This window comes from Curtobacterium sp. 9128 (assembly GCF_007673775.1).
Classification (GTDB): domain Bacteria; phylum Actinomycetota; class Actinomycetes; order Actinomycetales; family Microbacteriaceae; genus Curtobacterium.
The window spans coordinates 22029-40201 of sequence record NZ_VEAF01000008.1 but is presented as its reverse complement, the minus strand read 5'-3'; the positions used below and the strand labels follow the sequence as shown (position 1 = coordinate 40201).

Here is an 18173-nt window from a genome sequence, read left to right as displayed (position 1 = left end):
GGTCAGTTCCCGATCGACAGCATGACGAGGGCGGCGTCCTCGGGACCGTAGTCGAACATCCGGTCCCAGAACGGGTCGGTCGCCCACGGGACGTCGCCGTCCACCGGGGTGCGGTGCGCTGTCTCGACCAGCCAGTCGAGTTCCGGGACGACGGCGTCGGCGAACCGCGGCGGGGTCCACCCGAGCGCCTGGGCTGCACCGGTGTCGAGCACGAACGGGCTCGGCGACGACCACGGCGTGGTCCCGAGGAAGGGCGGAGCGTCCGCGTCGAGCAGGACCTCGTCGAACCGGTGGTCGAGGTGACCGGCGATGGTCCGGACGATCTCCAGCACCGGCGGTGCGGCGTCGTCGGCGACGTTGAGGATCCGGCGGTCCGGCGCGTCCGCGACGAGGCGCACGAGCGAACCGATGCCGCTCGCCGCCGTCGTGTGGTCCACGCCGCGGCCGCCGTCGGCGAGCAGGATGCGCTCCCGCCCGTCGAGGACTCGACGCACCACGAACCACTCGCGCGGTCGACCGATCCCGACGCCGTACACCTTCGAGGGGCGGAGCACCGTCACGGGAGCGCCGTGGTCGAGCAGCAGCTGCTCGGCCGCGACCTTCGCGGCGGCGTACCCGTCGCGGCTCGTCGGGTCGGCGTCCGCCGCGGTGACGGTGGGCTGCAGCTCCGTCACGGGGCCGCCGAAGACCGGTTTGTCGAGCGAGTTCGCGTGCCGCCCCTGTTCGTCGACGTAGACCGCCTTCGACGAGGTGAACACGGTCGATCCGACGTCGCCGAGGAACGGCAGGAGCTGTGCGGCGTCGTCCCGTGTGGCGCCGACGGCGTCGACGAGCAGGTCGGCTCCTGGACGCAGGAGGTCGCGGAGCACCGTGGTGTCCCGCCGGTCGCCGGGCACGAACGTCGCGCCGTTCCTCGTCAGTGCGTCGGCGACGTCACCCCCGCGGCGGGCGACGACGTCGACATGCCAGTCGTCACCGCCACGACCGGAGGCGTCGAGGAGTTCGCGCGCGACTGCGGAGCCGATCCCGCCCGTTCCGCCGAGGATGACCGCGCGTCTGGAGCTCATGGTGCCAACGCTAGTGCCGCGGCCCGCGTGGGGTGCGCCGGTCCGGCTTCCGGTCGGGAGGCTGCGGGCGTCCGGTCGGGAGGCTGCGGGCGTCCGGTCGGGAGGCTGCGCGCGTCCGGTCTGCAGGCTGCGCGCGTCCGGTCAGGAGGCTGCCGACTCCGTTCGGGAGGCGGCGCGTTCGGTCAGGACGCGATGGTCTCCGGCTCACGGCGCCACCAGTCGGCGAGGGAGCCGTCGTAGACCTGGACCCGGTCGTGCCCGAGGATCGTCAGGGCGAGGGCGTCGACGCACGCTGCGCTGCCCACCCCGCAGTACGTCACGATCTCGTCCGCGTCCAGCACCGGCGCGAACATGTCCGCGAGCACGGCCGGACGGCGGAGCGCGTTCGACTCCTGGTCGACGATGCGACCGACACTGATCGGGATCGTCCCCGGGACCAGCGGGGCGTGGTCGTCACCGAGGGTGGACTCGTCGGTCGCCAGGACGAGCGCCGCGGGCTGGGTACCGTCGACGGCACGTTCCACGCGGGCTCGATCGGCCCAGAGCGGACGTTCCTCGCCGGCGAGGAAGGCCTGCTGTGCCGTCGGCTCGTCCGCACGCGAGGTCAGAGCACCCACCCGGACGGGACGGCCCTCGTCGCGCCACTTCACGAACCCGCCGTCCAGGACCGCGACGCTGTCGAACCCGAACGCGCGGAAGATCCACCACAGCCGTGCCGACCACTCGCCGATGTCGTCGTCGTAGACGACCACGGTCGACTCGTTCGTGACGCCGAGTGTGCGCGCTGCGAGTTCGAACTGCTCGGCGCCCGGACGGGTGAACGGCAGGTCGGTGTCGGGTGCCGAGAAGTCGTGCACGAGGTCGGCGTACCGCGCACCCGGGATGTGCCCGTGCTGCTCGTAGGCGTCACGTGCCGGGGACCAGCGCGTGCCGAAGCCGGTCCCCGCGGTGTGCACCGAGGCGTCGAGGACGACGAGGTCGTCGGCGCCGAGGTGGTCCGCGAGCCACTGCGTGGACACGAGCGGCGAGGTGAGGACGGGGGCCATGCCGCACACCATAATGCGGACCCCTGACGTCTGACTCGGGAACCGCAACACTGCGCAATCGCGATCTGGTTCAGCGGTGTCGGGCCGAAGAACGTTCGGGGGAGCGGACTCGGAACGACGAAGTGCATGTCGTACGACAGCGACGCTGTCGTTCCGGGTCGACCGTCCCTTCCGCGCCCCGCCCGCGCCGCCGCGCCGACCCGCGCAGCCCCACCTCGCGCACGCGGAAGGCCCGCCCGACCGGAGTCGAGCGGGCCTTCTGCGTCGTGCTTGGCGTCAGTGCGCCGCGGTGGGGACACTGCCCGTCGCGTTGGCGCTGAGGTGCGCGAGCTTCTCGAGTCGGACGGACTGCCGGTTGATGAGCAGCCCGCTGGCGATGGCCACGATGACGAGCACGCCGGCCGAGATCGCGAAGGCGACGTGGTAGCCGTCGAGCGTGGCCTGGGCCTGCTGCAGCTTCGTCGGCGCCGCGGACAACCCCGAGAGGCTGTTCTTGACGACGTCCGCGAAGATCGTCGACAGGAGTGCGGTCCCGATTGACCCACCGATCTGCTGCATGGTGTTCACCGTCGCCGACGCGACACCGGCATCCGCACGGGCGACCCCGGTCGTCGCGGTGTTCATGGCGGACGAGAAGATCGTGCCCATGCCGAGGCCGATCACGACGAGTGCCGGCAGGACGGTGCCCGCGTACGAGCTGTCGAGGTCCGTGCGGAGCAGCAGGAGGAGGCCCGTTGCGGCGACGAGGGCTCCGGCGAAGATCAGGACCTTCGGACCGACGCGGGGGAGCAGACGGCCGCCGATCTGCGTCGCGGAGATCATGATCGAGAGCGGCATCGGCAGGAACGCCAGGCCCGTCTGGAGTGCGGAGAATCCGAGGGTCTGCTCGAGGTAGTACGTCAGGAACAGGAAGATCCCGAACATGCCGATCGCGACCAGGCCGATGGCGATGAACGATCCGCCGCGGTCACGGTCGAGCACGACGCGGAGGGGCAGGAGCGGGTGCGCCACGCGGGTCTCGATGAACACGAACGCCGCGATGAGCACGACGCCGACGGCGAGCATGACGATGGTCAACGGGTCGTCCCAGCCGTTCGTCTCGGCGTTCGAGAAGCCGTAGACCACACCGACGAGGCCGAGGGTGATCGTGACCACGCCGGCGACGTCGATGCGCGGACGCTCGACCTTCGGCGGCTTCACCATGAAGACCAGCGCGCCGATCACGCCGAGGACGGCGAAGACGACGTTGACGTAGAGGCACCAGCGCCACGACGCGTACTCGGTGAGGACCCCACCGAGGAGCAGACCGATCGCCGCGCCGGACCCGGCGATCGAGCCGAAGATGCCGAACGCGCGGCCGCGCTCCTTCGGGTCGCGGAAGGTCGTGGTGAGCATGCCCAGTGCGGACGGCGCGAGCAGGGCGCCGAACGCACCCTGGAGCGCACGAGCGGCGACGAGCAGGCCGAACGAGTCGGCCAGACCGCCGAGGACGGACGCCACGGCGAATCCGACCAGACCGATGATGAAGGTGTTCTTGCGGCCGAAGAGGTCACCGAGGCGGCCACCGAGCAGCAGCAGCGAGCCGAACGCCAGCGAGTAGGCGGTGACGATCCACTGCCGCTGGTCGGTGCCGAAACCGAGGTCTTGCTGCGCGGACGGCAGGGCGATGTTCACGATGGTGGCGTCGAGCACCACCATGAGCTGTGCCAGGGCGATCACCGCGAGGGCGATCCAGCGGTGCTCCTTGCGGGGCGGTGCGCTCGGAGTGGTGGGTGCCGAGCCCGTGGGAGCCGGCGCGGTCTGTTCTGCCGTCACGGCAGCCTCCTTGAGAGGGATGGTGCGATGTCGGAGCGCGCGCCGTCGGGCGTTCCAGGTCTACGAGGTGAAGTGGATGCGACGCATCCGCTTCGAGCCAGTGTAGACCAAAACGGAAGGTCTGCATCCGCTTATTCCCAGAATGTTCAACTACGTTTGCTGGGTGACCACGACCGACCAGCACGCCGAGCTCGAGCGCCCGCTCCGGGCCGACGCCGCACGCAACCGCGAGCTGATCCTGCAGACCGCACGCAAGTGCTTCGCGGAGCGTGGGCTCTCGGTCACGTTGAACGACATCGCGCACGAGGCCGGGGTGGGCGTCGGCACCGTGTACCGCCGGTTCGCCGACAAGGACTCCTTGATCGAGGCGCTCCTGGCGACCAAGTTCGAGGCGATGAACGCCGCGGCTGAGCGGGCTGCGGAGGAGACCGATCCGCGGGAGTCGCTCCGGCTCTACCTCATGGGCGTGTTCGAGTTCCGTGCTCGGGACCGCGCGCTGGCCGACGCGATCGTCCGCGCCGGCAAGGGGCGACCGTCGATCGTCAACGAGCGAGACCGACTCGAGACCCAGGTCTCGGCGATCATCCGTCGTGCGCACGACGCCGGGGTGGTCCGCGTCGGGTTCGACTACCGCGACCTCCCGATGTTGACCACCATGGTCGGGGCCGTCGCCGACGTGACCCGTGCCCACGACCCGAACGCCTGGCGTCGGTACGCCGAGCTCGTCATCGAAGCCGTCCTGCCGCAGGACGCCCGAGCCGGGGACCCGATGCTCGGCGTGCCGCTCGACCGCGAGTCCATCGAGCGCGCGCTGCACGCCCAGTCCTGACCGGTCAGGACCTCCGCCGACTCGTCACGGCCGCCGACTGGTCACGACACCCCGTTCAGGTCCGTCGAACGGTCATAAACCGTCGTCGCTGACGGCGTCACCCGACGGTTCGTGGCCCCTCGACACCGTGCACGCGGTGTGTCTCGACCACTCAGCGGGGACGACCACGCAGCGGGGACGAGCGCCGCAGCGGGCACGAGCGCCGCAGCGGGGACGAGCGCCGCAGCGGGGACGAGCGCCGCAGCGGGGACGCGCGCGCCGACAGGAGCCACGAGGTGGTGACCCCCACCGACCCGCAGGCGGCGTGTCGGAGGCGACCCGAGCCTCCAGGCGGGACGGACCCAGGCCGCACCGACCGAAGCGGACCGACCCAGGCGGACCGACCCCGGCCGCCCCTTACAACCAGCTCGGCACCCAGTAGTGCGACCGGATGAAGTCCCACGGCACCTGGAGCGCCGTCCACATCGGGTACCAGTACGCCGACGCGAGCACCACCACCGCCAGGTACACGCCCACCCACACGATCGCGCGGGTCCGGCGGGGTCGAGGGTCCTCGCGTGAGCCGAGGACGAGCCCGACCCCCGCGGCGAGCGCCATGACCATGTAGGGCTCGAAGGCGATCGTGTAGAACTGGAACACCGTCCGGTCGACGTAGAGCAGCCACGGCAGGTAGCCCGCCGCGACGCCCATCACGACGAACCCGTACTCCCACCGGCGCCGCAGCACGAACAGCACCAGCAGCGCGACGACCGCGACCACGGACGCGTACCAGATGAAGGGGTTGGCGATGTCGGTGATCGCCGCACCGCACCGGGTCGCCGAGCAGCCGTCCTGGCCGGCGTTCGTGCCGACGTAGTACATCGACGTCGGGCGCTGCATGAGCAGCCAGAGCAGGGGGTTCGCCTGGTACGCGTGCGGCGTGTGCAGCCCGATGTTGAAGCCGTAGATCTCGGACTGGTAGTGCCACCAGTTCTGCAGGCTCTCCGGGACCCACGCCAGGACGCCGGTCCACCGCTGCCCGCCGCCGGCGATCCAGTTGCGGTCGTAGCCGCCCGACGTCACGAACCACCCCGTCCACGACGCCAGGTAGGTGACCGCCGCGATCGGGACGGTGAGCAGGAACGTCACCGGTCCCTGCTGCAGCCACGCGCTCGTGGACCAGAACTCGATCCCGGCGCGGCGCCGCAGCATCATGTCGGTGAGGACGGCGTAGATCGCGAAGAACGCCAGGAAGTACATCCCGCTCCACTTGGTGCTCGTGGCCAGGCCGAGCGCCAGGCCCATCGCGAGCAGCCAGGGGCGCCACCACAGGAACGGTCCCCAGAGCGTGTCCCGTCCGGCGGCGGTGCGGTTCGCCACCCAGGCGTCGAGCCGCCTCGTGGTCCACCGTCGGTCGAGGAGCAGCGCGCCGAAGCCGAGCAGCACGAAGAACGTCACGATGCCGTCGAGGAGCGTCACCCGCGACATCACGATCGCCTGCCCGTCGACCGCCATGAACCCGCCGGCGAGCGTGCCGACGAGGGTCGAGCGGAACAGGGACCGGGCGATGACGGCGACGAGGAACACCGTGGCGATCCCGAGCACCGCGACGGCGAAGCGCCAGCCGAAGGAGTTGTCCGGTCCGAACAGCAGCATCCCGAGGCCGATGAGGTACTTCCCGAGCGGCGGGTGCGCGATGAACTCCGCCGTGCTCGTGAAGACGTCCGTCTGCCCGTCGGCGAACCGCTCGTCGGTCGTCGGTTGCGATTCGTCGGTCGGGTTCCCGGGCCAGGTGCCCTCGTACCCGAGGTGGACGATGGACCAGCCGTCCTTGACGTAGTACGTCTCGTCGAACACGAGCGAGTGCGGTCGGCCCAGGTCGACCAGGCGCAGGACGGCTCCGAGCAGGGTGACCGCGATCGGGCCGCCCCAGCGCCAGGCGGTGAACCGCCACCCGACGCTGAGGACCCGTGCCCACCAGTCGTCGAGGCGCGAGCCACGGAGCGCTGCGGGCGCAGAGGTGGGTGCGTCGGCCAGGTCCGTGGTCACCGGAGCATCCTACGGACGCCGCTTCGGGGCTGTCTGCGACGGGCGGATGCGGCGTCCTGGCTCGCTGCGACATGCGGATGCGGCGTCCTGGCCCGCTGCGACGACAATGGAGCCCGTGATCGTCCTCGCAGCAACGCCCATCGGCAACCTCGGCGACGCGTCGCGCCGCCTCGTCGAGACCCTGTCGAACGCGACCGTCGTGGCTGCGGAGGACACCCGCACCGCCATCCACCTGATGCGGGCCCTCGGCATCGAGAACCGGCCGCGCCTCATCGCCCTGCACGAGCACAACGAGCGCGCCCGTGCGGCCGAGGTGGTGGAACTGGCGCGGGACGAGGACGTCGTCGTGCTCACCGACGCCGGGATGCCGGCGATCAGCGACCCGGGGTTCCCGCTGGTCGAGGCCGCTGCGGCAGCCGGCGTGACCGTCACGGCGCTTCCAGGCCCGTCCGCGGTGCTCATGGCGCTCGCCGTGTCCGGGCTGCCGACGGACCGGTTCACGTTCGAGGGGTTCCCGACGCGGAAGTCGGGGGAGCGCCGTCGCGCGTTCGAGGGGCTCGCGGGCGAACAGCGGACGATGGTCTTCTTCGAGTCGCCCCACCGGCTGGCGGACACGCTGACGGACATGGCCGCCGCGTTCGGCGAGTCGCGCCGAGCGGTGGTCTGCCGCGAACTCACGAAGCTCTACGAGGAGGTGGAGCGCGGCTCGCTCGGCTCGCTCGCCGCGTGGGCGGCCGAGGGCGTGAAGGGCGAGATCTGCGTCGTGGTCGCCGGGGCGTCCGGCTCGGTCGACGAGGTCTCCATCGACGAAGGTGTGCGCCTGGTCCTCGAGCGGGTCGCAGCCGGTACCCGGATGAAGGAAGCCTCAGCCGCCGTCGCGGACGCGACGGGCCTGTCGAAGCGCGACCTGTACGAAGGTGCGCTGGCGGCACGCTGACGGGAGGCTCGGCTCGGCCCCGACAGGCGCGCGGCGGCTGCGCGCTCCGCACCGTGGCGACCCCGGGTCGGGTTCTCCACAGCCCGTCGCGGCCGCGTCATGCGGCTCCCGGCCGCCCGTAGGATGGTCGGCATGTCCGACGGGTCCTCGTTCAGCATCACCACGCCGATCTTCTACGTGAACGACGTGCCGCACATCGGGCACGCCTACACCGAGGTCGCCGCGGACGTCCTCGCGCGCTGGCACCGGCAGCGTGGGGACGACACGTGGCTGCTCACCGGTACCGACGAGCACGGGCAGAAGATCCTGCGCACCGCCAGTGCCAACGACGTCACCCCGAAGGAGTGGGCGGACCGGCTCGTCACCGACGCCTGGAAGCCCCTGCTCAACACGGTCGACGTCGCCAACGACGACTTCATCCGCACCACGGACGAACGGCACGAGCGCGGCGTGACGGCGTTCCTGCAGAAGCTGTACGACGACGGCTACATCTACGCGGGTGAGTTCGAGGGCTTCTACTGCGTGGGGTGCGAGGAGTACAAGCAGCCGAGCGACCTCGTCCCCGGTACCGGTGCGTACGAAGGCCAGCAGGTCTGCGCGATCCACTCCATCCCGGTCGAGGTCCTGTCCGAGCGCAACTACTTCTTCCGCATGTCGGACTTCGAGCAGCGGCTGCTCGACCTCTACGAGTCGAACCCGCAGTTCATCCAGCCGGAGAGCGTCCGCAACGAGATCGTCTCCTTCGTCAAGCAGGGCCTGCGCGACCTGTCGATCTCGCGGTCGAGCTTCGACTGGGGCATCACGATCCCGTGGGACCACGACCACGTGCTGTACGTCTGGTTCGACGCGCTCCTGAACTACGTCACGGCGCTCGGCTACGGCAGCGACGACGACGAGGCGTTCCGGCGCCTGTGGCCGAGCGTGCACATCGTGGGCAAGGACATCGCCCGGTTCCACGCCGTGATCTGGCCGGCGATGCTCATGGCCGCCGGGCTGCCCGTGCCGGAGCGCGTCTTCGGGCACGGCTGGCTGCTCGTCGGCGGCGAGAAGATGTCGAAGTCGAAGCTGACGGGCATCGCGCCGTCGGAGATCACCGACACGTTCGGCTCCGACGCCTTCCGGTACTACTTCCTCCGCGCGATCACGTTCGGGCAGGACGGCAACTTCAGCTGGGAGGACATCTCCGCGCGCTACTCCGCCGACCTGGCGAACGGTTTCGGCAACCTCGCCTCGCGCCTGGTCGCGATGCTGCAGAAGTACTTCGACGGTGCCGTGCCCGAGCGCGGCGACCTGACCGAGTCCGATCGGACGATCGACGCACTCGCCGTCTCCGTCACCGAGCGGGCGGACGCGGCGATCGGTGCCTTCGCGCCGCACGACGCGATCGCTGCGGTGTGGGAGCTCGTCGACGCCCTGAACGGCTACATCACGGAGCAGGAGCCGTGGGCGCTGGCGAAGGACGACGCCCGTCGCGCCCGCCTCGGCACCGTGCTCGCGACGGCCCTGCGTGGTCTCGGCACCGTGAACGTGCTGATCTCGCCGGTGATGCCGAAGGCCACCCAGAAGCTCTGGGAGTCGATCGGTGCCGGCGGTTCCGTCGCCGACCAGCGCGTGGACCGGGCGTGGGAGTGGCAGAGCGCCGAGCGCGTGTCCCCGCTCGCGTCTGGGCTCTTCCCGCGCATCGAGCAGGCGGAGCAGGGCGCAGCGTGACCGACGCCCACCTGCGGTCGCGCGGCGAGGGCGCCGAGGGGTCCAAGCGCGACCTGACCTACCCGCCGCTGCCCGAGGCACTCGTGGTGGCCGTGTACGACAACCACACGCACATGGAGATCGCCGACGGTGGTCCCGAGGGTGCGCTGGACTGGCGTGAGCACCTCGACCGGGCCTCGAGTGTCGGGGTCCGCGGTGTCGTGCAGGTCGGGACCGACCTCGCGACGTCGCAGTGGTCGGCCGAGATCGCCGCGCGGGAGCCCCGTGTGCTCGCCGCCGTGGCCCTGCACCCGAACGAGGCGCCGGAGCTCGCGGCCAAGGGGCTGCTCGACGAGCACCTCGCGGGCATCGAGGCGCTCGCGTCGCTGCCACGCGTCCGGGCGATCGGCGAGACCGGCCTCGACTTCTTCCGCACCGGCGACGACGGCCGCGACGCCCAGGTCCGGTCGTTCGAGGAACACATCCGGATCGCCAAGGAGCACGACCTGGCGCTCACGATCCACGACCGTGACGCCCACGACGCCGTGGTCGAGGTCCTCGACCGCGTCGGGGCCCCGGAGCGCACCGTGTTCCACTGCTTCTCCGGCGGCCCCGACCTCGCTCGGTTGTGCGCCGAGCGCGGGTGGTACATGTCGTTCGCCGGCACGGTGACGTTCAAGAACGCGCAGCCCCTGCGGGATGCCCTCGAGATCGCGCCGCGGCACCTGCTGATGGTCGAGACCGACGCGCCCTACCTGACGCCGACGCCGTTCCGCGGCCGGCCGAACGCGCCGTACCTCATCCCGCTGACGCTGCGGTCGATGGCCGACACCCTCGGGACCGACGCCTCGATGCTCGCCGCGCAGATCGCCTCGAACACCGAGCTCGTCTACGGTGCGTGGGACGCCCAGCCGATCACGGTCGAACAGTGAGCGCGCTGCTGGGTCCCGCCGAGATCCGCGACCTCGCCGCGGAGCTCGACGTCACCCCGACGAAGAAGCTCGGCCAGAACTTCGTGCACGACGCCAACACGGTGCGGCGCATCGTGGCAGCCGGTGGCGTGACCGCCGAGTCGCGGGTGCTCGAGGTCGGTCCGGGCCTCGGTTCCCTGACCCTCGGCCTGACCGAGACCGGTGCTCCCGTCACCGCGGTCGAGATCGACGCCCGGCTCGCCGCGCAGCTGCCGACCACGGTCGCCGCGATGCAGCCCGACGCGCGGCTGCGGGTGGTCCATCAGGACGCGCTCAGGGTGTCTGCGGACGACCTGCCCGAGGCACCGACGCACCTCGTCGCGAACCTGCCGTACAACGTCTCGGTGCCCGTCCTGCTGCACCTGCTCGCGACCTTCCCGTCGATCGAGCGGTCGCTCGTCATGGTGCAGGCCGAGGTCGGCTACCGCCTCGCCGCGGACCCCGGCAGCAAGGTCTACGGTTCGCCGAGCGTGAAGGCCGCCTGGTACGGCGAGTGGCGGATCGCCGGGCAGGTGAGTCGGCAGGTGTTCTGGCCCGTCCCGAACGTCGACAGCGTCCTGGTCGGGTTCGTGCGGAAGGACCCGCCGGGGGACGAACTCCTGCGGTCTCGGGTGTTCGCCCTCGTCGACGCAGCGTTCCAGCAGCGGCGGAAGATGCTGCGCCAGGCGCTCTCCGGGCTGCTCGGGGGCAGTGCGCACGCGTCCGAGGTGCTCGAAGCGTCCGGGATCGCGCCGACGGCCCGCGGCGAGGAACTCGGCGTCGACGAGTTCGTCCGCCTGGGTCGCACCGTGCTCGCCGCCGCGGGCTGAGCGCGTTCCCCGGTCCGGCCGCTGCGGCGACGGCGTCAGCTCCGGCTCGTCGGGGTCCCGGCGCCCTGCCTGGTCAGCACGGCGAGGACCCGTTCCGGATCGCCGCACCGGAACGACAGGTCGCGTCGGCCCTCGATCCCGAGTCGCACGCCCGGCCCGTCGTCCATGAGCACGACCGTGCCCTGACCCGGAGCGAGCCGGACGCCCCAACCGCCGACCGCCCTCCCGCGGAGGTCGACCACGGACGCCGAGGTGATCGTGCGCGGGTTGATCGTGCGCCGGTACCACGGCGTCATGCGGACCGTCAGGAGGTCGTCGACCTGCACGGTGAGCCGGGACGCCGCGAGCCCCACCCCGAGCACGGCCACGAGGACGAGCGCGATGCTCGCGATGACGAGGTCAGTGCCGGAGGCCTCCTTGCCCGGAGTCGGCGGGACGACGGCCACCAGTGCGCCGACGCCGACGCTCCCCGTGACGGTCGCGATCCCGAGCACGCGGAAGAGCCGCGATGCGCCGGTCGTCTCGGTGTACCCCTCGTTCCCCATGCCTCCATGCTGTCGGAGGCCAGGCCTCCAGTCCAGTGGCATGCTGCATACGCGTGCCGTCGCGGACACACCGCCCGCGCGCGCGCCCGCCTCAGTGCCCCCGCCCGGCCAGCGCCTCGATGAGCTGCTGCTGGGTCCCGTCCCGCTCGGCCCACCGCAGCGGCAGCACGTTCTCGACGAGGACCTCCGGCCCCGTGCCCGAGGACAGCAGCGCCACGACCTCGGAGAGGAAGTCGTCGAGCGGCATGCCGCCGAAGTCCACGCCCTCGCCCATCAGGTCGGTCGCGACGGCCGGGGGCGCGAGCTCGAGCACCGACACGGGGGAGCCGGTGAGCTGCTGCCGCAGCGACATCGTGTACGAGTGCACCGCAGCCTTGGTGGCGCTGTAGGTCGGCGTCGCGGCGAGCGGCGTGAACGCCAGACCCGAGGAGACCGTCATCACGGTCGAGGCGGACCGCGTGAGCAGGTGCGGCAGGAACGCGTCGATCAGCCGGATCGTCCCGAGCAGGTTCGTCTCGACCGTCGCGACCGCGTCGTCGATGTGCTCCGGCGAGCGGAGGTCCTCGCCCCGCATGATGCCCGACATGGTGATCAGCGTGTCGAGCTCCGGGTGTGCCGCAGTCACCGAGGCCGCTGCGGCCGCGATCGATCCGGGATCGGTGACGTCGAGCTCGACGGTGTCGAAGCCGTGCTCGGCGGCGAGTGCGTCGAGGCGTGCACGACGCCGTCCGCCGATGACGACGGTGCTGCCGGCCTGCTGCAGGCGGAGCGCGAGCCCGAGCCCGATGCCCGAGGTCGCGCCGGGGATGACGACGGTGGCGTTGGTGATGTCCATGCCGACCACGATCCAGCACCCCGCCGCAGCCGACCAGGGTCCGGACATCGGGGGACCGACGCTCCCTGGCAGAGCGCGCCGCACCGCAGGAGACTGGGAGCCATGGACCGTCCAGCGCTCGCCGACTTCCTCCGACGTCGTCGGGAACTCCTCCGACCCGAGGACGTCGGACTCGGGACCGGGGCTCGCCGGCGGACACCGGGCCTCCGCCGTGAGGAGGTGGCGGCGCTCGCCGGCATGAGCGCCGACTACTACACGCGCCTCGAGCAGCAGCGCGGGCCACAGCCGTCGGAGCAGATGGTGCAGGCGATCGCGCGGGCCCTGCGCTGCACGCTCGACGAGCGCGACCACCTCTTCCGCCTCGCCGGCCACAACGCCCCGGCCCGGGTGCACCGTGCCGACCACGTCGACCCGGCGATCCTCCGCGTGCTCGACCGACTCGAGGACACTCCGGCGATCGTCGTCAGCGACCTCGGGGAGACCCTGGTCGAGAACCGGCTCGCGGTGGCGCTCCTCGGCAGCGCGGTCGGGCTCACGGGCAACGAGCGGTACCAGCCGTGGCGGTGGTTCACGTCCGACTCCGAACGCGCCCGGTTCGTGCCGGAGGAGCACGACCGACTCGCTCGTGCACAGGTCGCGAGCCTCCGGGCCGCGGTCGGTGCGGCCGGGCCCGGAGACCAGCGCGCGCAGGACCTCGTCGCGGACCTCGAGGCGGCCAGTGCGGCCTTCCGCGCGCTCTGGTCGCTGCACGAGGTCGCGAGTCGGTGGCAGGACCACAAGACCTTCGTGCACCCCGAGCTCGGCCGGATCAGTGTCGACTGTCAGGTGCTGCACACCTCGAGCCAGACCCAGGCCCTGCTGCTCTTCACGGCACCGGCAGGCAGCGAGGATGCGCAGAAGCTCGAACTCCTCGGCGTCGTCGGTCAGCAGACCTTCGCGCGCTGAGGACCTCGCACGGTGCGCAGTCAGCGGGGCCGCCGCGCTGCGCGGACCTCGCACGGTGCGCGGTCAGCCGGGCCGCCGCGCCGCGCGACCTCGCACGGTGCGCGGTCGGCACCGGCGGTGCGACGTTGACCGCCTGGTGCGAGCGTAGAAGCCCGCACCAGGCGATCAACCTCGCACCACGCGGGGCGGGGCCTCCACACCGCACCCCGCCCCACCCCGAGCAACACCACGTCACACACCTGGCACCCGCACGGACAGCGTGCCTAGGGTGGGCGCGTGAGCACTCCGCGCGTGTACGTCATCCACGAGAACCCCGAGTGGTTCCCGCCGCTCGCCGCCGCCTTCGAGGCCGAGGGGGTGCCGGTCGAGGAGATCCTCCTCACCGAGGGGCAGATCGACCTGGCCTCAGAGCCCGAGCCCGGCGTCTACTGGAGCCGCATGTCCGCGAGCAGCCACACGCGCGGCCACGAGCACAGCAAGGAGTACACCCGCGCACTCCTCGGCCACCTCGAGCGCGCCGGTCGCCAGGTCGTCGGCGGCAGCCACGTGCTCGAGCTCGAGGTGTCGAAGGTCGCCCAGCACGGGCTGCTCCAGCGCGCCGGGTTCGACGTGCCCCGCACCACGGCGGTGTTCGGCACGACGACCCTCAAGCAGGCCGCGCGGGCCTTCACCGACGGCCAGGACGTCCCGTTCATCACGAAGCACAACCAGGGCGGCAAGGGCCTCGGCGTCCGCCGCTTCGACTCGCTCGCCGAGTTCGACGCCTACGTCGACAGCCCGGAGTTCGAGGAACCCGTCGACGGCATCACCCTGCTGCAGGAGTACCTGACCGCCCGCGAGCCCTTCATCACCCGCGTCGAGTTCGTCGGCGGCGAGTTCGTCTACGCCGTCCGGGTCGACACGAGTGCGGGCAGCTTCGAGCTCTGCCCCGCCGACGCGTGCGAGGTCCCACAGACGCAGACCATCGCCGGAGCCGTCTGCGAGGTGCCCGGCACCGACGCTCCGAGTGCGTTCTCTGTCCGCACCGAGGTCACCGCCGACCACCCGCTCGTGCAGCAGCTCCGCACGTTCCTCGCCGAGCAGCGCATCACGATCGCGGGCGTCGAGTTCATGGAGACGACCGACGGCCGCCACGTCGTGTACGACATCAACACGAACACGAACTACAACCCCGCCGTCGAGGAGACCGCGCCCGCCTCCGGCCCGCGTTCCATCGCCCGCTACCTGGGTGCGCTCCTGGCGGAGCAGTACGCCGCCGCGACCACGGCCTGAGACCTGACCACCCACCGGACTGGAGGCCCGGCTCGCCACCGGCACCGAGCCTCCAGTCCGTCCGTCCCCACCTGAGGAACCCCCGTGCGATTCGGATACTGGACCCCGCTCTTCGGCGGCTGGCTGCGCAACGTCGACGACGAGGCCATGCCGGTCACCTTCGACTACGTCAAGCGCCTGGCGCAGCGCGCCGAGCGCATCGGCTTCGACCTGACGCTGGTGCCGGAGCTCAACCTCAACGACATCAAGGGCGTCGCGGCGCCGAGCCTCGAGGCCTGGGCGCTCGCCGCGGCCATCGCGGCGACGACGGACCGGCTCGAGATCATGGCGGCCATGCGCCCCGGGTACCACCTGCCGGCCGTCACGGCGAAGCAGGCCGCGACGATCGACGACATCTCCGGCGGCCGGTTCACCTTCAACGTGGTGAGCGCCTGGTGGGCCGAGGAGGCACGGCAGTACGGCGGGATCTTCTCCGAGCACGACGACCGCTACAAGCGCACGGCGGAGTTCGTCGAGGTCATGAAGGGGCTGTGGCGCCAGACGCCGTACTCGTTCCACGGCGAGTACTACGACGTCGAGAACGCGCACCTCGAGCCGAAGCCGCGGGTGACACCCCGCATCTACGCCGGCGGCGAGAGCGAGGCGGGCAAGGCGAGCATCACCCACTACGCCGACGCGTACGTGACCCACGGCGGCACCGTCGAGGAGCTCCGGACGAAGATCGCCGAGATGCGTCGTCGTCGTGACGAGGCCGGGCTGCCGCCGTTCGAGGCGTTCGGCATGGCCGCGTACGCGATCGTCCGCGAGACCGAGGAGGAGGCGCAGGCCGAGCTCGCACGGATCACCGACGTGCAGCACGGCAGGGCGTACGAGTCGTACCAGGACTTCATCTCCAAGTCGCAGCTCGAGCACGTGCCCTCGCTCGAGGACTACTCCGTCTCGAACCGCGGGCTCCGGCCGCAGTTCGTCGGGACGCCCGAGCAGGTCGCGGCGCGGATCCGCGAGTACGAGGACGCCGGGGTCGACACCCTGCTGCTGCAGTTCTCCCCGCAGCTCGAGGAGATGGAGCGTTTCGGCGAACAGGTCATCCCGCTCGTTCGCACGTCGGTGCCTGCCTGATGGCCGCTCCCGAGGACGGCTGGCACTTCGAGACCCGGCAGATCCGGGCCGGCTACAAGGCCGACCCCGGCTGGGGTGCGAACGTGCCGCCGATCGCGCAGACGGCCGCGTTCGTCTACCCGTCGGCCGAGGACGCCGCCGAGCGCTTCCTGCTCGACGCACCCGGCCACACGTACTCGCGGGTGAACAACCCGTCCGCGGCGGCACTCGAGCGGCGGATCGCCGACCTCGAAGGAGGCGTCGGCGCGCTCGCGCTGGCGTCCGGGCAGGCGGCCACGACGCTCGCGGTCCTCGGCCTCGCCCGGGCCGGCGATCACCTCGTCGCGAGCGCGTCGCTGTACGGCGCGACCTACACGCTGTTCGCGTCCACGCTCCGTGACCTCGGGATCACGTTCACCTTCGTGCAGGACCCGACCAACCTGGCCGAGTGGGCCGCGGCGGTCCGTCCTGAGACCCGCGCGTTCTTCGGGGAGTCGATCCCGAACCCGCGTGGCGACGTCCTCGACTTCGCCGGGGTCGCCGGGGTCGCACACGACGCCGGCGTGCCGCTGATCGTCGACAACACGATCGCGACGCCGTACCTGGTCCGCCCGATCGAGCACGGTGCGGACATCGTCGTGCACTCGGCGACGAAGTACCTCGCCGGACACGGCAGCGCCATCGCGGGGCTGATCGTCGACAGCGGGAACTTCGACTGGGCCGCGTACCCGGACAAGTACCCGCAGCTGACCACCGTCGAGCACTCGGGCTTCGCGGGGACCGCCTTCACGGAGAAGTTCGGCCCGCGCGCCTTCATCCAGCGCACCCGGTCCAAGCTGTCCGCGGACCTCGGGCCGGCCATCGCACCGTTCACCGCCTTCCTGGTGTTGCAGGGCATCCAGACCCTCTCGCTCCGCATGGACCGGCACGTGGCGAACGCGGCCACGGTGGCCGCTTGGCTCGACGCCCACGACCAGGTGGAACACGTGCACTACGCGGGCCTGCCGAGCTCGCCGTGGCACCACCTGCAGCAGCGCTACGTCCCGAAGGGGCCGTCGGCGGTGCTGGCGTTCGACCTGGCCGGCGGTGTGGCCGCAGGGCGGCGGTTCGTCGACGCCCTCGAGCTGTTCGACCACGTGTCGAACATCGGCGACGTGCGCTCGCTCGTCGTGCACCCCGCGTCGACGACGCACGTGCAGATGACCCCGGACGAACGAGCCGCATCCGGTGTCGGCGAAGGGCTGATCCGGCTGTCGATCGGCCTGGAGCACCCGGACGACATCCTGGCCGACCTGGAGCGTGGTTTCAGCGCAGCGCGCGCGGGATAGGTTGGTCGCATGACCTCGCTGGCCGCACCGACCCGCGTGCGGACGCGCGCTCCCGGCAAGATCAACGTGTTCCTGTCGGTCGGTGCGCTGCAGGACGACGGCTACCACGACGTCGCCACGGCGTACCAGGCGGTGTCGCTGTTCGAGGACGTCGTCGCCGAGCACGCTGACGACGTCTCGGTGACCTTCACTGGCCCGATCGACACCAGCGCGGTACCGGTGGACGACTCGAACCTGGCGGTGCGCGCGGCGCGGCTCGTCGCCGAGGCGGCCGGATACCGAGGCGGTGCCCGTCTGACGATCGAGAAGCGCGTCCCGGTCGCCGGCGGCATGGGCGGCGGGTCCGCGGACGCGGCTGCGACGCTCCTCGCCGTCGACACCCTGTGGGGCACGGCGCTCGGCCGCGACGAACTGCTGCGGCTCGCGGCGGAGCTCGGTGCGGACGTGCCGTTCGCGTTCGCCGGCGGCACCGCGGTCGGTACCGGCCGGGGCGACGAGCTCAGTCCGGCGTTGGCGAAGGGTGACTTCCACTGGGTCCTCGGGCTCAGCGACGACGGGCTCTCCACGCCGGCCGTCTACCGCGCGCTCGACGAGCACCGTGAGCGCTACCGGGCCGACATCGCCCCGGCACCCTCGACGCCCGTGGTCGACGCGAACGTGCTGCAGGCCCTGCGCGCCGGCGACCCAGACCTGCTGGCCGACTGCCTGCACAACGACCTGCAGGCCCCGGCGATGCGCCTGCAGCCGGCGCTCGCGAAGACGCTCGAGCTCGGGGAGAAGTCCGGCGCGCTCGCGGGCATCGTGTCCGGCAGCGGCCCGACGGTGGCCTTCCTGGTCGCCGACACCGACACCGCGCTCGAGGTCCAGGTCGCGCTGAGCGCCGTCGGCATGGTCGCGGTCCGCGCGAACGGTCCCGTCCACGGTGCCCGGGTGGTGCACTGAGCCGACGCCGAGGCGCC

At 71.5% G+C, this 18173-nt stretch carries 16 protein-coding genes; 10 read left to right on the top strand and 6 right to left on the bottom strand.

From position 1 onward, the window contains the following. Positions 1-2 precede the first annotated feature (2 nt). The 3 genes from FS641_RS16240 to FS641_RS16230 all read right to left on the bottom strand — a co-directional run bounded on the left by FS641_RS16240 (position 3) and on the right by FS641_RS16230 (position 3928). Positions 3-1067, bottom strand: coding sequence for an NAD(P)-dependent oxidoreductase (locus FS641_RS16240; protein WP_144765720.1), 1065 nt, complete (start codon positions 1065-1067; stop codon positions 3-5). Between the two features lie 182 nt (positions 1068-1249). Next, positions 1250-2113: a sulfurtransferase gene (locus FS641_RS16235; protein ID WP_186317804.1), complete on the bottom strand. Its 864-nt coding sequence runs from the start codon at positions 2111-2113 to the stop codon at positions 1250-1252. Positions 2114-2389: 276 nt separating this feature from the next. Continuing rightward, positions 2390-3928: an MFS transporter gene (locus tag FS641_RS16230; protein ID WP_144765716.1), complete on the bottom strand. Its 1539-nt coding sequence runs from the start codon at positions 3926-3928 to the stop codon at positions 2390-2392. A 163-nt stretch (positions 3929-4091) separates the two neighbouring features. On the opposite strand from FS641_RS16230, the gene FS641_RS16225 reads away from it, so the two are divergent. Then, on the top strand, positions 4092-4757 hold the full coding sequence (locus tag FS641_RS16225; protein WP_186317803.1) for a TetR/AcrR family transcriptional regulator: 666 nt from the start codon (positions 4092-4094) through the stop codon (positions 4755-4757). Positions 4758-5153: 396 nt separating this feature from the next. Here the strand turns inward: FS641_RS16225 and FS641_RS16215 are convergent, their stop codons facing one another. Further along, complete coding sequence (locus FS641_RS16215) at positions 5154-6785, bottom strand: dolichyl-phosphate-mannose--protein mannosyltransferase (RefSeq protein ID WP_144765712.1); 1632 nt, start codon at positions 6783-6785, stop codon at positions 5154-5156. 115 nt (positions 6786-6900) lie between these two features. On the opposite strand from FS641_RS16215, the gene rsmI reads away from it, so the two are divergent. From rsmI to rsmA, 4 genes are all read left to right on the top strand, one after another. Beyond that, positions 6901-7722: a 16S rRNA (cytidine(1402)-2'-O)-methyltransferase gene (gene rsmI / locus FS641_RS16210; RefSeq protein ID WP_144765710.1), complete on the top strand. Its 822-nt coding sequence runs from the start codon at positions 6901-6903 to the stop codon at positions 7720-7722. A gap of 132 nt (positions 7723-7854) precedes the next feature. Next, positions 7855-9432, top strand: a complete 1578-nt coding sequence (gene metG, locus FS641_RS16205; RefSeq protein WP_144765708.1) for a methionine--tRNA ligase — start codon at positions 7855-7857, stop codon at positions 9430-9432. Further along, a complete protein-coding gene (locus tag FS641_RS16200) occupies positions 9429-10343 on the top strand; it encodes a TatD family hydrolase (RefSeq protein WP_144765706.1) in 915 nt (304 codons plus the stop codon). The genes metG and FS641_RS16200 overlap by 4 nt, the downstream gene beginning before the upstream one ends. Next, entirely contained in the window at positions 10340-11191 is an 852-nt protein-coding gene (gene rsmA, locus FS641_RS16195) for a 16S rRNA (adenine(1518)-N(6)/adenine(1519)-N(6))-dimethyltransferase RsmA (RefSeq protein WP_144765704.1), read from the top strand. Before FS641_RS16200 ends, rsmA begins: the two co-directional genes overlap by 4 nt. 35 nt (positions 11192-11226) lie before the next feature. Here the strand turns inward: rsmA and FS641_RS16190 are convergent, their stop codons facing one another. Next, the gene (locus FS641_RS16190) at positions 11227-11736 is read right to left on the bottom strand and encodes a hypothetical protein (protein WP_144765702.1); all 510 of its coding nucleotides are present in this window, start codon (positions 11734-11736) and stop codon (positions 11227-11229) included. A 91-nt stretch (positions 11737-11827) separates the two neighbouring features. Continuing rightward, positions 11828-12571: an SDR family oxidoreductase gene (locus FS641_RS16185; RefSeq protein ID WP_144765700.1), complete on the bottom strand. Its 744-nt coding sequence runs from the start codon at positions 12569-12571 to the stop codon at positions 11828-11830. Positions 12572-12673: 102 nt separating this feature from the next. On the opposite strand from FS641_RS16185, the gene FS641_RS16180 reads away from it, so the two are divergent. The 5 genes from FS641_RS16180 to FS641_RS16160 all read left to right on the top strand — a co-directional run bounded on the left by FS641_RS16180 (position 12674) and on the right by FS641_RS16160 (position 18156). Continuing rightward, on the top strand, positions 12674-13516 hold the full coding sequence (locus FS641_RS16180; RefSeq protein ID WP_144765698.1) for a helix-turn-helix transcriptional regulator: 843 nt from the start codon (positions 12674-12676) through the stop codon (positions 13514-13516). Between the two features lie 276 nt (positions 13517-13792). Next, complete coding sequence (locus FS641_RS16175; RefSeq protein WP_144765696.1) at positions 13793-14788, top strand: RimK family alpha-L-glutamate ligase; 996 nt, start codon at positions 13793-13795, stop codon at positions 14786-14788. A gap of 84 nt (positions 14789-14872) precedes the next feature. Then, the gene (locus FS641_RS16170) at positions 14873-15907 is read left to right on the top strand and encodes an LLM class flavin-dependent oxidoreductase (RefSeq protein ID WP_144765694.1); all 1035 of its coding nucleotides are present in this window, start codon (positions 14873-14875) and stop codon (positions 15905-15907) included. Continuing rightward, entirely contained in the window at positions 15907-17214 is a 1308-nt protein-coding gene (locus FS641_RS16165; protein ID WP_144765692.1) for an O-acetylhomoserine aminocarboxypropyltransferase/cysteine synthase family protein, read from the top strand. Before FS641_RS16170 ends, FS641_RS16165 begins: the two co-directional genes overlap by 1 nt. Before the next feature lie 9 nt (positions 17215-17223). Beyond that, positions 17224-18156, top strand: a complete 933-nt coding sequence (locus tag FS641_RS16160; protein WP_144765690.1) for a 4-(cytidine 5'-diphospho)-2-C-methyl-D-erythritol kinase — start codon at positions 17224-17226, stop codon at positions 18154-18156. Positions 18157-18173 lie beyond the last annotated feature (17 nt).